This is a genomic window from Rhodanobacter glycinis, assembly GCF_006438785.1.
In the GTDB taxonomy this organism is placed as follows: domain Bacteria; phylum Pseudomonadota; class Gammaproteobacteria; order Xanthomonadales; family Rhodanobacteraceae; genus Rhodanobacter; species Rhodanobacter glycinis_A.
This window is the reverse complement of sequence record NZ_RCZB01000002.1, coordinates 552,967-566,392: the sequence shown is the minus strand read 5'-3', so window position 1 is coordinate 566,392 and position 13,426 is coordinate 552,967. Positions and strand designations below refer to the sequence as shown.

The window sequence follows — 13,426 nt, the reverse complement described above, 5'->3', positions numbered from 1 at the left end:
CCTGTAACTCTATGCGGTCGATGAACTCGGGCCCGACGTAGTGAATGAGGTCCTCAAGCGGCCCCGCCGCAAGTACAGCAAGAATTGGCTCCGGTGGGTTGCGAGCGAGAATTTCCAGAATTGTTGCCCAGCAATCTTCTGCGCTTGCCGTATCGCCCGGAAACATAAAACGCTCGGCAGCCCAAAACAATGGATGGCCATCCAGTGCCCGGCCGCCATCCTGCTGCAGCGCGATGTACGCGCTTGCCCAGTCTTCGATTGTTCGCGAGTCCATGCTGTGCTGCCTAACGCTGGAGTTGAGCGGCGGCGTAGCCGTCCGCCTCGAACGAACTGTTAGACCTCACCCGAAGTCGCTTGGTTATCTTGATGGCGGCTGAGGATGTCTGCTAAGACCTTGTCGAAGCCCATTAGTCCGTCAATTGCTTCGTCAAGTGGCATAGGGGTACCCCGGCTCAGAACGAACGAAGCCGCCATTCTGTCGCCACCAATGACCAACTCCAATGCCTCTCGAAAAATCGCGTCGGGCACTTGAGCGGGGAACAAGTGTGCCACTTTTGACCTTAGGAATTCGAAACGTGCTGAGGTTAGCGGATGCCGACCAACGGAGTTGACCGCAATCTGGGAGAGAACCTGTGCCGTCGGTGCAGCCGCCATTGCACCAACAAGGCGGACTAGATCTTGGGTCACACGAGATGCAAGGTCTTCCGGAGATGAGAAGAAATTTACGACGTGACGCTCTTTGAGTTGACGCTTAAGCTCCCGCAAATTCGTCGCAGAATCACCAGTATCTACATGCTTTGGTAAAACCGAATGAGTCTCCTCGTCCATCACGTAAATGAGGCTCGGAAGGTGAACTGCTTGCGCCTCCTCATATTCAAGCTGGGTTAGCGATTTCCCTGACGCTTCGTCAACGTGGCCGTATCGCATTCCGAAGACCCCAACGTACGCGTTGGCGGCTCGAACCAGACGGAGACACTCATCTTTTGGTGTGTCAGGCAATGCACCAAAAAACTCCATGGCTTTTGAGTTCTGTTCCAACCTAGTGATTGCGTCGCGGACCAAAGCGCGATGCTGCGCCAAGTCAGCAAACGTAGATCCAAGGAATACTGTTACTGGCATGTGATGTCTAACGCCTGAGTTAAGCGGCGGCGCAGCCGTCCGCTTGGACGAGGAGTTAGACGGTTGCGACGCAGCATGCTTGGGCGACGATGTTGGCGCACAACGAACACGAAGCTTGAGCAACCGACTACCCCAAAAACTGCCAGCTCTGAAAGCTCAGGCTTGCGACGGCGCTGCGCGAAAAGTTGCTGCGGCGACGGACGACAAGCCAGCGCGAAGCTGGGCGAAACACACCACACGAAGAACCCACACGAGCTACCGACTAACGCTGGAATTGAGCGGCGGCGAAGCCGTCCGCCTCGAATGAAATGTTAGATGCCATGCTGCGCACGCAACCGGTCATAGCACGCGCCGCACAGAAGTTTGATGCCTGCAAACGCCTCGGAACGCTCGTTCCAATCGCCGGTCGAACCACCCTCGCGAACGCGAACCTCCTCACACGTGGAGCACCAAGCATCACCGCGCGGGCCACCCGACCAAAAGAACCCGACCTTCTCGCCCGTGTGGAGGGTGTCGACAAGATGTTGGCAAACGAAGGTTTCGTCTTGCTCTCCGTGTGCATGGCATTCGACAGTGTTGGTCATGGGATCTAACGCTGGAATTAAGCGGCGGCGCAGCCGTCCGCTTGAATGACTGGTTAGGACTTTGCGGCCCGAGCATGCCATGACCAACTGCACCATGCCGTGCAAGAACAACGAGCCGAAACCCCCACACTCTGAAACCTGATGACTTGCCGCAAACCCCAAAGGCAGCTTGCCGAAGCGAAGCATCTCACGTCAACGTGCTGCCTGACGAAAACCAAACTTGCGAACAGCACAGCAAGCAATGGCCTAACGCTTGAGTTGAGCGGCGGCGGAGCCGTCCGCCTCGAACGAAATGTTATACCGCGCCCACCCTATTGCCGAGCTTTGTTGCACGGGAAAGTCGTGGCAATGACGGCGCCTACGAGACTAGAAGCAGGCAGCTCTTTATCTCCGGGGTTGACCATTAAGTCTGCACCCAGCTTTGCCTTTACGAGCATTTCAAACTTTGAATCCTGCACATCGTCGGGAATGCACGGCCTCCCCGACGCGACTTTGCCGTCTGCCATGCCCAGCCCGATATTGATGCCCTGAACAATGCCCATGATGTAGAACCTACATGGCGCATCGACGTCACGGTTTGCACTACTACAGATCTGTTGAAGATCGCCGGCCGTCATCTCCTTGGCCCTCGCCGGGGAGCTCTGTGCAGCCGCAACTGCAGCAAGCAGGAATAGCAGCGAACAGGCTAGCTTTTGCATGATTCTTCCCTGTGCTTGCGCGGTATAACGCTGGAGTTAAGCGGCGGCGTAGCCGTCCGCCTTGAACGAAATGTTAGGACTCACCTGCGGTATGTGTGCCGCCTTGGCGAGGCCAGCTCCACGCATACCAAACCGTGAGCAGCCCAACTGCGATTTCTACGACGCCCAGCAATATGTAGAAGCTCCATGCGCCAGGCATGGTGAGCGCCATGACAGCAATGTAGAACGCGCCAAGCACGATGTTGCCCCAGCGGCAGATGGTTGCCGGCAAAACGAGCGAGAGAAACACCATGAGGCCGGGAACGGCGAGCAAGATGGACGTAATGATGAGTGTGCTCTGGCTCACATGCCCAATTGGACCGTCGCCATCGATCATGCCGCTAAGTTTGCCCGGCACGTAGAGGCCGAAGTAGTCGCCGTAGATGTAGCAGAACATCAATGCTGCCCAAAGCGCGGATAGTTTGGCTCGAACGGGTACCGTTACATCAACAAGTGGGGACGCGGCCATGCAGTGCTTTTCCCTTCTGGTAGCGAATATTTTCGGTGTGAGTCCTAACGCTGGAATTAAGCGGCGGCGGAGCCGTCCGCTTGGATGACGGGTTAGACCTCACTCTACGTTGAGCAACACAACTTTGCCATGCTCGACTAGTTTGACGTTGCCGAAATTGGACACGTACGCCGAGCAGATGCCGATTGCTTTAGCGCCGCTGGCAATGCTGTCAGGTGCAACACACGAACCTTGGCACTCGCTGGAGTCTGAGCAGACCTTGCCGGAGTCAGTGGCCTTGAGGTCGCAGACTTTTGGCTTGCCAGGATATGGAATACCGAGCGTTGTCCAGTTGCCGCCTCGCGCGGCGCACTCGGCTGCCGATTGCGGAACTGCCGGCTTTGTGACGGTTGCGGCCAACCTCGGGCCAGCGCAAGCGCTGACGACGAGAGGAACAAAGATCGAGATCAGCACGCGCAGAAGAGTCATGTTGTGAGGTCTAACGCTTGAGTTAAGCGGCGGCGAAGCCGTCCGCCTTGAACGAGATGTTAGACGGTTGCGACACAGCATGCTCGGGCGACAACAACTTGCCGACGAACGCAATGCATGAGCAACCGACTGCCCCAAAAAAACCAGCTCTGAATGCCCAGGCTTGTGGCGATGCCGCGCGAAAAGCTGCTGCGGCGACGGACGACAAGCCAGCGCGAAGCTGGGCAAAACACACCACACGAAGAACCAACACGAGCTACCGACTAACGCTGGAGTTAAGCGGCGGCGCAGCCGTCCGCCTTGAACGAAATGTTAGACGCCTACGGTGAACTGTGTACGCCAGCGGGTTGTGAAGCGGCCTCGCGAGCTTTTGCTTTGAGGTAGAAGGCTGTTGCAAACAGCGACTGCTGCTCCTTCTCCGAAGTGTCCTTTTGTAGAAAGATTACCTCGCCATCACTGGAAACTTGAGCAGCCCCGTCGGAAGGCTTGGCCAACATGACAATTTGGAGAGTTGCAGAATCGGAGTCTTGCTTAAAGTTGCCAGGATTGACTCCCGAACCATCCACAGTCACAACCTTGGAATGGACGGCTATATCTTGCATTGCGGCCTGAAGTTCTTTTGTGACCGTCACTTCCTCGGCCGAGACAGCGAAGGCGCAGATGGCGACGGAAGCTAAGAGCAATTTGGTTAAGTGACGCACGTTATTCCCCTGTGTCTAACGCTTGAGTTAAGCGGCGGCGAAGCCGTCCGCCTTGAACGAAATGTTAGACGGCACTTGCGTACCACCCAGGCGGCGCTTGGTCTTGAACGGACCAGGTCCAATCAACAAGACAATCAATATAGTCCGCAGGGTCAATTGCCAGGTTATGCGTCTCTGCAAGCATCGATGAACAGGCGAACCCCGCATTGATGGCGGCAGAGAAAGCATCGGGTACATATTTGATATCTATGAGCATCCCGCGCCCGCCACCGAACTGAGGTAGCAAGCACGCGAATTCATGTTGTTGCCCGCGCTCAAGATCGATGCAGAAAGATCCGATGAATTCAATCTTGAGCGCTTCAGCTACAGCACGCCATTGTTCTCGCAGGAGTTCACGATCCGTCATTTCGATACCGTCTAACGCTTGAGTTAAGCGGCGGCGAAGCCGTCCGCCTTGAACGAAATGTTAGACAGCCTCGCGGCTGCCTACCTTGGCCAGCCTGCTTGCCCGGAAGGCGAGAAAGCCAAAAAGTACGGAACATGCGAGTGCAACACACATGAGCATGCCCCAAAAGTTGAAGTTACGCAGAGCGCGCTCGCCAGTGAAGAGGCTGGCAGCTTGCAAGATGCCGAGAGCAGAGTAAATCGCAGCCAGAACCATAAGAACCGACAAGGCCGCGAATGCTTTTTTCTTTGCCTGATAGGTCATTGGCGGTCTAACGCTGGAATTGAGCGGCGGCGTAGCCGTCCGCCTCGAATGAACTGTTAGACAAACACTCCTCAGTATTGGGCACGTAGCTCAGCGCCTAGATGCTCCATAACTTGCGTAAGATGACCTGACAAGGTTTTAAAAGCGTGTTCTGACTCTTCTGCTGAAGAAGCAAGGGTAATTTTTGACAGGGCACTGTGAAATGTTTTGAGCTCAGATCGTAGCGCATCGTCTGCTACGCGCTGGACCAAGACTGTCAGGCGTCGGTTGGCAAGGCGCTGACCTTCGTTGACCTCTGGTGTGAGTAATTGTTTGCCCCAAACGCCGGTCTTTCGATGTGCTGCGCGATCTTCAGAGTCGCCTTGTGCGATAAGTCGCATCAGATCAAGGACCGCCTCTTGGAGCTCTAAGAGCGTATCGCGTTGAAACACTCGACGTGCTTCGATCCTGGCAAGCATTGATGCCGATGCTTGAAGCGAAGACGCTTGCCGATTTGAAAGCCACGTAGCGCCAATACTTGCAAGCGCGCCAACAAGTGTGCCGATAAATCCCCAAAGCGCAGCCGCCATCAGTCTCCCCTTGTTGATCTAACGCTGGAGTTAAGCGGCGGCGTAGCCGTCCGCCTTGAACGAATAGTTAGGCCGCAGCCCACCGAGTGATGAACCAGCCAACCGCAGAGCCGGCCAAGCCACCCCAAATAACGCCGGTGGAAAATTGGGCGCCGCTGACGTAAGCGACTGCAGCCCCGATGCCGGCGCCGACGAGAGCGAGCCAAGCGACTCGCCGTTTGCGAGCAAGTTGCGCGGACTCTATGGCCCGCTTGCTCCGGAGCTCTTCTTGAGCGCGAAGGTCCGGCTCTAGGATGGCCCGAGCGACCGCGTCAGCTTGCGACTTTTCCATGTTGCGAATATCCCTGTGTGCGGCCTAACGCTTGAGTTATGCGGCGGCGAAGCCGTCCGCCTTGAACGAGTAGTTAGACCCCTTGCGGAGGCCTACCACGGAGACTTAAGCCAATAGAAGCAGTGTGGACAATAGTCGATGTCGAGGGGCGATGCCCGCTCGAATGGACTGACCGGAGTTTGGGAGCAGTGGGGACAGACCAGGCTGACTCTCTCTGCGGCACGAGCGATCATGAGGGCAAGAAAGAAAGCAAGGAACAGGGCAACAACATAGATGTTTTGCAGATAGACGCCGGCAGCTATACAGGCCAGCGCTGCCAAGCCTATAGAGGGCTGCACAAGTTTGTATCGCTTGCGATACGTCGATGTCGCTTGTGCCCAAGCGGCAATTACTTGTGGATCATTTACGGCTCGAATCGGCACTGGGTCTAACGCTGGAGTTGAGCGGCGGCGTAGCCAGCCCGCCTCGAACGAAATGTTAGATTGCATGGACGCGGACTTTGGCAAAGGCATCTACAAACACCTGCTGAAGGCCCTGAGGAGGAACAATAAGCCATGTACACGCTACTGTTGTAAACGCCTCAATTGCGTCAATGGTATTTGGAAACACGACGCCGGGTCTCGCAAGATCAAGGACGGCCTGCATGGGACCAAGATCGGCGCCGCCAACTACCGGCTCTAAAGTATGGCCGAACTGATTTCGTATGGCGTTGAGCCGCAAAATACCGGGCTTTACGAAAGCGGCCGATTCAGCGGAGTCGGGAAGAAGCGTAGCTTTTTGGAAGAACGAAAGCTTTGCACTACTGATGTTATTGAGATTGAAGTGTGCCGCTAGAAACCGACCAAGATAGTGCTCGACGATTAGGTGACACTTGAGTACACGCCCAAGGGTGTCGTGATCGCGTGCGAATAGCGCTTTGAAACGCTCGTTCTCACGGTTGAAGTCGTCTTCGATCGCGGCCCAGTGGGGGCGCAAAATCTCGATCGCTTCTTCGATTCCTTCAATTTCGCGCATTTCTCACCAATGACATCTAACGCTTATTAGACCCCACATTGGGCCATATGCATTGGATGTTCAGCTCTAGGACGCTCTTCGTCAAGCGGACAAATCTCACGGACTGACAAGGGTTTGCCGCATGGTGGGTGCCGTGAGAAGGGGCGAGGATGACCTTTGCATATTGAGTGGAGCGAAGCGCTATGTCTTATGGCCCCGGAAGCGCAGGAATAAACCGTATGGTCGGTGGTTCGGCCGCGCCGCGGTTGATGGACGAAGTGCGGCGGGTGTTGCGGCTGAAGCATTACAGCATGCGTACCGAGACGGTCTATGTCGGCTGGATCCGCCGCTTCATCCTGGCCAATGGCAAGCGGCATCCGCGCGATATGGGCGAAGCCGAGGTCGAGGGGTTTCTGTCGCATTTGGCGGTTGAGGGCAAGGTGGCGGCGACGACGCAAAACCAGGCGTTGGCGGCACTGCTGTTCCTGTACAAGCAGGTGCTGGGTATCGACCTGCCATGGATGGAAGGGGTGGTGCGGGCCAAGCGGTCGCAGCATGTGCCGACTGTGCTTTCGCGTGACGAGATCACGCGCGTGCTGGCCAGGATGGACGGTCGACCCTGGCTACTGGCGAGCCTGCTGTACGGCACCGGCATGCGCCTGATGGAAGCGCTGCGGCTGCGGATCAAGGACGTGGATTTCGCACGCAATGAAATCACCATCCGCGACGGCAAGGGTGGCAAGGACCGCCGCACCATGCTGCCGCGATCGCTGGCCGAACCGTTGCTGCGCGAGATCGAACGTGCCCGTCTGCTGCACGAGGTTGATCTAAACGAGGGATTTGGCGCGACATGGCTGCCGCACGCGCTGGCACGCAAGTATCCGAATGCCCCGCGGGAGATCGGCTGGCAGTACGTGTTTCCCGCTACGCATCGTTCCCGTGATCCACGCGAAGATATCGAGCGTCGGCATCATTTTGACGACGCCATACTCTCGCGTGCCTTGAAGAAGGCGTGCCGCGCCGCCGATATCGCCAAGCTGGTGAGTGCGCACACGCTGCGCCACTCGTTCGCCACGCACCTGCTGGAATCCGGATATGACATCCGCACGGTCCAGGAACTGCTCGGCCACAAGGATGTCGCTACCACCCAGATCTATACGCATGTACTCAATCGCGGTGGCCACGGTGTACTGAGTCCGCTGGACCGAGGCTGAGGGCAAGCTGCGCAGCGGCGACGTCCGCACAACTCAATGGAACTGATCGCTGGCCGGTACCCACGACGAGCTGGATGAAGACGCGGGCCTGCCCGCCGGCTTGACTGGCAGCACGATGCCCTCGCAACCGGGCGGCGGTGGGCTGCCGGCGACCCGGGCCGCCGCGCATTCTGCGCTGTTGTCGAACTTGACCATGGGTGCCGGCGCCGCACTGCTGACTGCCGGCGCCGGTGGTGCCAGCGGGTTGGCGGGCGCGAGATGCATGCGTTCGTAGACCTTCGCGTCGACCGGCTTCGGCGGCGGGTCGGGATTCTTGCAGCCGAGCAGCGACATCGGCAGCAGCGGCATCACCGCACATTCGACACGCACGCCGCGCGGCAGATGGAAGGTGTGCTTCACGGTGGTCTTTTCCACGGCATGGCGCAGTGCGGTGTCGATCGAACTCTCGCCTTCGGGTGCCCAGTCCTGTTCGAAGCGGGTCGACCGGTAGCCGATGTTCGGCGTGCCGTGGCTCATGACTTCGGTATCGCCGCGCGGCTTCAGCTGCACGTAACTGCCGACCTGCCCCTGCAGCGCGCCCGGGGCGAGACTGCCCTGGTCGGCACCGGGCCGGTTGCCACCGGGCTGACCGATGCCCTGCTGCTTGCCGCTGCGGCCCTTGTCGCTGCCCTTCCCTGCTGTCGGCTGTACCGCGGCGGTGTTGCTGCCGGCATTTTCCGGCGCGGCAGTCGCGCCGTCAGGCTCGCCAGGGACGGCCGTGTCGCTGCCTTGCGGTGTTGCATTGGGCGCGCTGCTGACATCGCGACCGCTGTTGACTTCGCCCGGGCTCGGGGTGATCTCGTGCGCCGAGGGTTGCTCCGTGGTGTCGGCTGACGGCGCCTGTGCTGGCTTGCTGGCAGTTGCGGCAGCCGCTGTCGAGACAGTCGGCGGGGCGCTCAGTTGCGGCCGCTCGATGGACGGCTGGACGGCTGTCTTCGGCGCCGTGTCCGCAACGTCGATCTTCACCGCTGGCGCTGCCATCGCCGCCTGCGCCGGTGCTGCCGGGGTCAGCGGCACCGCTTCGAGTTCGGCCTCGGCTACTTCAATGCTCGGTGCCTGCACCTGCGGCTTTTCCGTGGGCACGGTCGGCGCCGGCACGCTCAGTTGCGCCTGCAGGTTCACACTGGGCGATGGCTGGGCCGGCAGCGGGATCGGCTGCATTTCGGGCACGGGCGGCGCGGCAGGCAGCTGCGCACGGGCCGGCGTTACGCTGGCGGGCGAGCTGGATTTGGGCACCTCGGCATTCAACGCAATGCTGGAAACGGTGATGGGCGGTGACGACGGTGCCGATACTTCCGGCAGCGCCAGCGAGGCCGGAGGCGGCAGTGGCTGGGTACCTTCCAGTTGCGGCTTGCGTACCGACTCGGGCTGGAACTTCGGCGGCACCGGTGGTTGCAACGCGGGCGTCGGCAGCGTCACCGACGGCGGCTCGCCCGCCAGTGGGATGGGTTGCAGCTCCGGCGCCGGTGCCGGTTGCGGCAGGCTCACCGGCGGCGGTGGCGCTGCCACGGGTTTCGGCGCCGGCGCGCGTGGCTTTGTCGCCTTGGCGATCGCCGGTGGCGCCGTGGCCGGCACCGGTTGCACCACCGCCACAGCCTGCGTAAAGGCACTGCGCTCGCTGCTCGGTAAGGGCCGACTGCTGCGACCCTGGTGGCGCGGCCCGCGTTCTTTCGGTGGCGTGCCGCGCACGGGCGGCGGCGGTGGCGGTTCGGGTGGCTCGATCAGGCGTACCTGCAGAAACTGCTGGGCCGACTCCGGCGGCAATTTCAGCTCGTACGCCGGGCCGAGCACGAAAGCGAACAGGAACAACAGATGCACCACCAACGCACCCACCGCGGCGAGTACGCGCAGGCCGCTTTCGCGCGGGCGCTGCCGGGTGCGCTGGTGATAGACCCGCGCCCGGCTGGCCGCTGCCAGCGGCGAGTTCAGCATGATCCGCGCAGGATTGGCGGAACGGCCGGCAGGTTGATCCGGGGGCGGCAAGGGCATGCGGCCAGTGTAACGGGCGCAGCCGTGGTTCCGCATGACACTCAGTGAGCGCGGGCGGCACCTGCGGCGCGATCACGCAACTCCGCATCAACCGCACGGTTCGGGGTATCCACCGGGCACCCCCACACCAGCGGCTTGCCGGCACGATACATGGCGACGCATGCCTCCTCGGCGGGCTTTTTTGGCGCATGCGCCGCGCCGTCCAGCGGACTGGCTGGCGCCATGCTGAGACGTTCGTCGCCGTCCTTGGCTGACGGCGGCGCGGGCGGATTGATGCAATTCGGGGTCGGAATGCCCAGCACCGTCATGCATTTCAGATGCACGCCACCGGGCAGGTCCACGTCCTGCGACTTCACCACGGCATCGACCACATGCCGAACCGCCGCGCCACCGGCCGTTTCACCCGGCGGTGGAAAGTACTGCTCGAAGCGCGTCGCCTTGTACTTGATCGGATCGGTGTGCTGCATGACACGCGCATCGCCTTGCGGCAGGTGTTGCACATAGCCGGGCTCGGGCGCACTGGTGGCAGCGGCCGGCAGCAGCGGCTGGCCGTGCTCGTCATACAGGTGCGCCGCGGCGGCCGGCCTGGGCGTCGGCAACTGCAAGGTCATCGCGTTTTTTGCCACCGGCTCCGGTCGCCGCGGCAACACGCGGGGTTTCGATGGCGGCGGTGGCGCCTGCAGTGGCGGTGGCTCGGCGAGGGTGTTCGGGGTGCTGGCGATGAAGCGCACCTGCAACACTTCGTCGGGCTGTGCCTGGGCCAGCGCGGTTGTCGGCGGCGGACGCATGCCGTACCAGATCGCCACCACGAATACCGCATGCAACAACACGGCCACCACCAGCGCCAGCCAGTGCTGCCGGTGGTCATGCCCCGGTTCGCGGCCACTCCGCTGCGGCAGCATCGCCCGCACCGAACCTTCCGGCGGGATCAGCCCGCCATCGGGTTGATCCTGATCCGGCGGTGGCTGGCGACGATATGCAACCTGCGTCGAACGGACGATGGCAATGCCTCATGGGATGCGGGTGACTGCGGACAGGATGCCGAATGGCGCTTGAACCCCACCGCACCGAGCGGACTTGATTGAGTCCGCTGGATGTGGCGCAGGTTCGCGCCCACCACAGACCACGCGGGCACCGCGGCGGTTCCCCGCAGTGCAACTTGACCGCACCGGCGGTTCGCTCAAGTCTAGGCGAACGGCGCACCGCGCCGTCTCTCCGCCATGACCGCCATCGCCCGGTGCACGCACGCCCTGCACATGTGCAAGACGACCATGACGGCCCGCCATCGTCAGCCGCCAATGCGCGGCCTCATGCGGCGCCGTTCATGCCACGAGGCCACGCCCTGCATGGGAGGGTCGCATCGTGACGTATTCCACGGAAAGCATCCGCAACATCGCACTCGCCGGACACGCCGGTGTCGGCAAGACCACGCTGTTCGAAGCCCTGCTGCTGGCCGGCGGCGTGATCCAGGCACCAGGCACGGTCGAGCGCGGCAACACGGTATCGGACACCGACAGCCAGGAAAAGGCACGCGTGCATTCGATCGACAACTGCATCGCCGGCATGGATCGCGGCGACTGCCACTTCAACCTGATCGACACCGCCGGCTACGCCGATTTCCGCGGCCCCACGCTGGCCGCACTGGCCGCGGTGGAAACCGTGGCGATCGTGGTCAATGCGATCAACGGCATCGAACACGGCACCCGACGCATGATGATGCACGCGAAGCAGCGCGGCCTGGCACGCATGCTGGTGATCAACAAGATCGACTTCGACGGCGCCAACCTTGCCGCGCTGGTGGACGCGCTGCGCGAGGAGTTCGGCAGCGAATGCCTGCCGGTGAACCTGCCGGTCGGTCGCGGCAGGCGCGTGCTGGACTGTTTCTTCCACAGCGAAGGCGCCACCGATTTTTCCTCGCTGGCCGAGGCGCACCAGCGCATCCTCGACCAGGTGGTCGAGATCAACGAATCGGTGATGGGCCAGTACCTCGATGCCGGCGAAGGCGCGCTCACGCCGCAGCAGCTGCACGATGCGTTCGAGCAGTGTCTGCGCGAAGGTCACCTGGTACCGATCTGCTTCGTCAGCGCCCGCACCGGTGCTGGCATCAATGAATTGCTGGATGTCGCCACACGGCTGCTGCCGAATCCGGCCGAGGGCAACCCGCCGCCGTTCGTGCGCGGCGACGGCACGCCGCTGCAGATCAGCGCCGATCCGGCGGCCCACGTGATTGCCGACGTGTTCAAGATCGTCAACGATCCGTTCGTGGGCAAGCTCGGCGTGTTCCGCGTCTGGCAGGGCACGATCCGGCGCGACAGCCAGCTGCTGGTCGACCACGGACGCAAGCCGTTCAAGGTCGGCCATCTGTTCCGGCTGCAGGGCAAGACCCATGTGGAGATCGAGGCGGCGATACCCGGCGACATCGCCGCGGTGGCCAAGATCGAGGAGATCCATTTCGACGCGGTGCTGCACGATTCGCACGACGAGGACCTGATCACGCTGGCACCGCTGGCGTTTCCGTTGCCGATGTTCGGCCTCGCGCTGGAGCCGAAGCACACCGGTCAGGAGCAGAAGCTCTCCAACGCGCTGGCGCGGCTGGCCGAGGAGGACCCGTGCTTTCGCATCGAGCATCACAAGGAGCTCAACGAGACGGTGGTGCGCGGATTGTCCGACCTGCATCTGAAGATCATGCTGGAACGCATGCGCGAGCGTTATGGGGTCGAAGTGGAAACCCATCCGCCACGAATCGCCTATCGCGAAACCATCGCCGGCCACGCCGAAGGCCACCACAAGCACAAGAAGCAGACCGGGGGTGCCGGCCAGTTCGGCGAAGTGTTTCTGCGCATCGAGCCGCTCGAGCGCGGCGCCGGTTTCGAATTTGTCGATGCGGTGAAGGGCGGCGTGATTCCCGGCCAGTTCCTGCCGGCGATCGAGAAAGGCGTGCGCCAGGCGATGGAACACGGCGCGATCGCCGGCTATCCGCTGCAGGATCTGCGGGTGACCGTATACGACGGCAAGTACCACCCGGTCGACTCGAAGGAGGTCGCTTTCATCAGCGCCGGCAAGAAGGCGTTCATCGACGCCGTCGGCAAGGCGCGACCGATCGTGCTGGAGCCGATCGTCAACGTCGAGGTGGCGATCCCCGAGCACAATGTCGGCGACGTCACCGGCGGGCTCGCCGGCAAGCGCGCGCGCATCCTGGGCACCGACACCCAGCGCGGCGGCGAGCTGGTGATCAAGGCGCAAGCGCCGCTGGCCGAACTGGTCGACTACCCCACCGAACTGAAATCGATGACCGGTGGACGTGGCCGCTACAGCCTCGACCTCAGCCACTACGAAGCGGTGCCACCCACCGTGCAGAAGCAGCTCAGCGAGGCGTGGAAGCCGCACGTGGAGGAGGATTGAGGGGTGTTTTCGGCGTTCGGGAATGGGAATTCGAATCGACATCGAAACTCGGCCGAAAGCCCCTCTCCCCTCGGGAGAGGGGTTGGGGTGAGGGTACGGGCG

The 13,426-nt window shown here is 61.3% G+C and carries 15 protein-coding genes; 2 read left to right on the top strand and 13 right to left on the bottom strand.

Annotated elements, in window-relative coordinates:
* The 11 genes from EAH75_RS10590 to EAH75_RS10535 all read right to left on the bottom strand — a co-directional run.
* Nucleotides 1-274, bottom strand: a 274-nt coding sequence (locus EAH75_RS10590) for a DUF6869 domain-containing protein (RefSeq protein ID WP_140805401.1), incomplete at its 3' end; no start/stop codon positions are given.
* A gap of 59 nt (nt 275-333) precedes the next feature.
* A complete protein-coding gene (locus EAH75_RS10585; protein WP_140805399.1) occupies nt 334-1,119 on the bottom strand; it encodes a DUF4062 domain-containing protein in 786 nt (261 codons plus the stop codon).
* A gap of 311 nt (nt 1,120-1,430) precedes the next feature.
* The gene (locus tag EAH75_RS10580) at nt 1,431-1,703 is read right to left on the bottom strand and encodes a hypothetical protein (RefSeq protein WP_140805397.1); all 273 of its coding nucleotides are present in this window, start codon (nt 1,701-1,703) and stop codon (nt 1,431-1,433) included.
* Between the two features lie 311 nt (nt 1,704-2,014).
* Nucleotides 2,015-2,401: a Rap1a/Tai family immunity protein gene (locus EAH75_RS10575; RefSeq protein ID WP_140805395.1), complete on the bottom strand. Its 387-nt coding sequence runs from the start codon at nt 2,399-2,401 to the stop codon at nt 2,015-2,017.
* Between the two features lie 73 nt (nt 2,402-2,474).
* Nucleotides 2,475-2,909 carry a DUF6326 family protein gene (locus tag EAH75_RS10570; protein WP_140805393.1) on the bottom strand — a complete coding sequence of 145 codons (435 nt, stop codon included), beginning with the start codon at nt 2,907-2,909 and terminating at the stop codon, nt 2,475-2,477.
* 99 nt (nt 2,910-3,008) lie between these two features.
* The gene (locus tag EAH75_RS10565) at nt 3,009-3,377 is read right to left on the bottom strand and encodes a hypothetical protein (RefSeq protein WP_140805391.1); all 369 of its coding nucleotides are present in this window, start codon (nt 3,375-3,377) and stop codon (nt 3,009-3,011) included.
* A gap of 320 nt (nt 3,378-3,697) precedes the next feature.
* A complete protein-coding gene (locus tag EAH75_RS10560; protein WP_140805389.1) occupies nt 3,698-4,078 on the bottom strand; it encodes a hypothetical protein in 381 nt (126 codons plus the stop codon).
* Nucleotides 4,079-4,142: 64 nt separating this feature from the next.
* The gene (locus EAH75_RS10555; RefSeq protein WP_140805387.1) at nt 4,143-4,484 is read right to left on the bottom strand and encodes a hypothetical protein; all 342 of its coding nucleotides are present in this window, start codon (nt 4,482-4,484) and stop codon (nt 4,143-4,145) included.
* Nucleotides 4,485-4,544: 60 nt separating this feature from the next.
* A complete protein-coding gene (locus EAH75_RS10550) occupies nt 4,545-4,787 on the bottom strand; it encodes a hypothetical protein (protein ID WP_140805385.1) in 243 nt (80 codons plus the stop codon).
* A 71-nt stretch (nt 4,788-4,858) separates the two neighbouring features.
* Entirely contained in the window at nt 4,859-5,356 is a 498-nt protein-coding gene (locus EAH75_RS10545) for a hypothetical protein (protein ID WP_140805383.1), read from the bottom strand.
* Between the two features lie 808 nt (nt 5,357-6,164).
* Complete coding sequence (locus EAH75_RS10535; RefSeq protein ID WP_140805379.1) at nt 6,165-6,701, bottom strand: hypothetical protein; 537 nt, start codon at nt 6,699-6,701, stop codon at nt 6,165-6,167.
* A gap of 218 nt (nt 6,702-6,919) precedes the next feature.
* Between EAH75_RS10535 and EAH75_RS10530 the strand changes: the two genes are divergently transcribed.
* Entirely contained in the window at nt 6,920-7,894 is a 975-nt protein-coding gene (locus EAH75_RS10530; RefSeq protein ID WP_140805377.1) for an integron integrase, read from the top strand.
* A 33-nt stretch (nt 7,895-7,927) separates the two neighbouring features.
* On the opposite strand, the gene EAH75_RS10525 is transcribed toward EAH75_RS10530, so the two are convergent.
* Nucleotides 7,928-9,865 carry a hypothetical protein gene (locus EAH75_RS10525; protein ID WP_240046118.1) on the bottom strand — a complete coding sequence of 646 codons (1,938 nt, stop codon included), beginning with the start codon at nt 9,863-9,865 and terminating at the stop codon, nt 7,928-7,930.
* Nucleotides 9,866-9,963: 98 nt separating this feature from the next.
* On the bottom strand, nt 9,964-10,824 hold the full coding sequence (locus EAH75_RS10520) for a hypothetical protein (RefSeq protein WP_140648574.1): 861 nt from the start codon (nt 10,822-10,824) through the stop codon (nt 9,964-9,966).
* A 460-nt stretch (nt 10,825-11,284) separates the two neighbouring features.
* Between EAH75_RS10520 and fusA the strand changes: the two genes are divergently transcribed.
* Complete coding sequence (gene fusA, locus EAH75_RS10515; RefSeq protein ID WP_140648573.1) at nt 11,285-13,324, top strand: elongation factor G; 2,040 nt, start codon at nt 11,285-11,287, stop codon at nt 13,322-13,324.
* Nucleotides 13,325-13,426 lie beyond the last annotated feature (102 nt).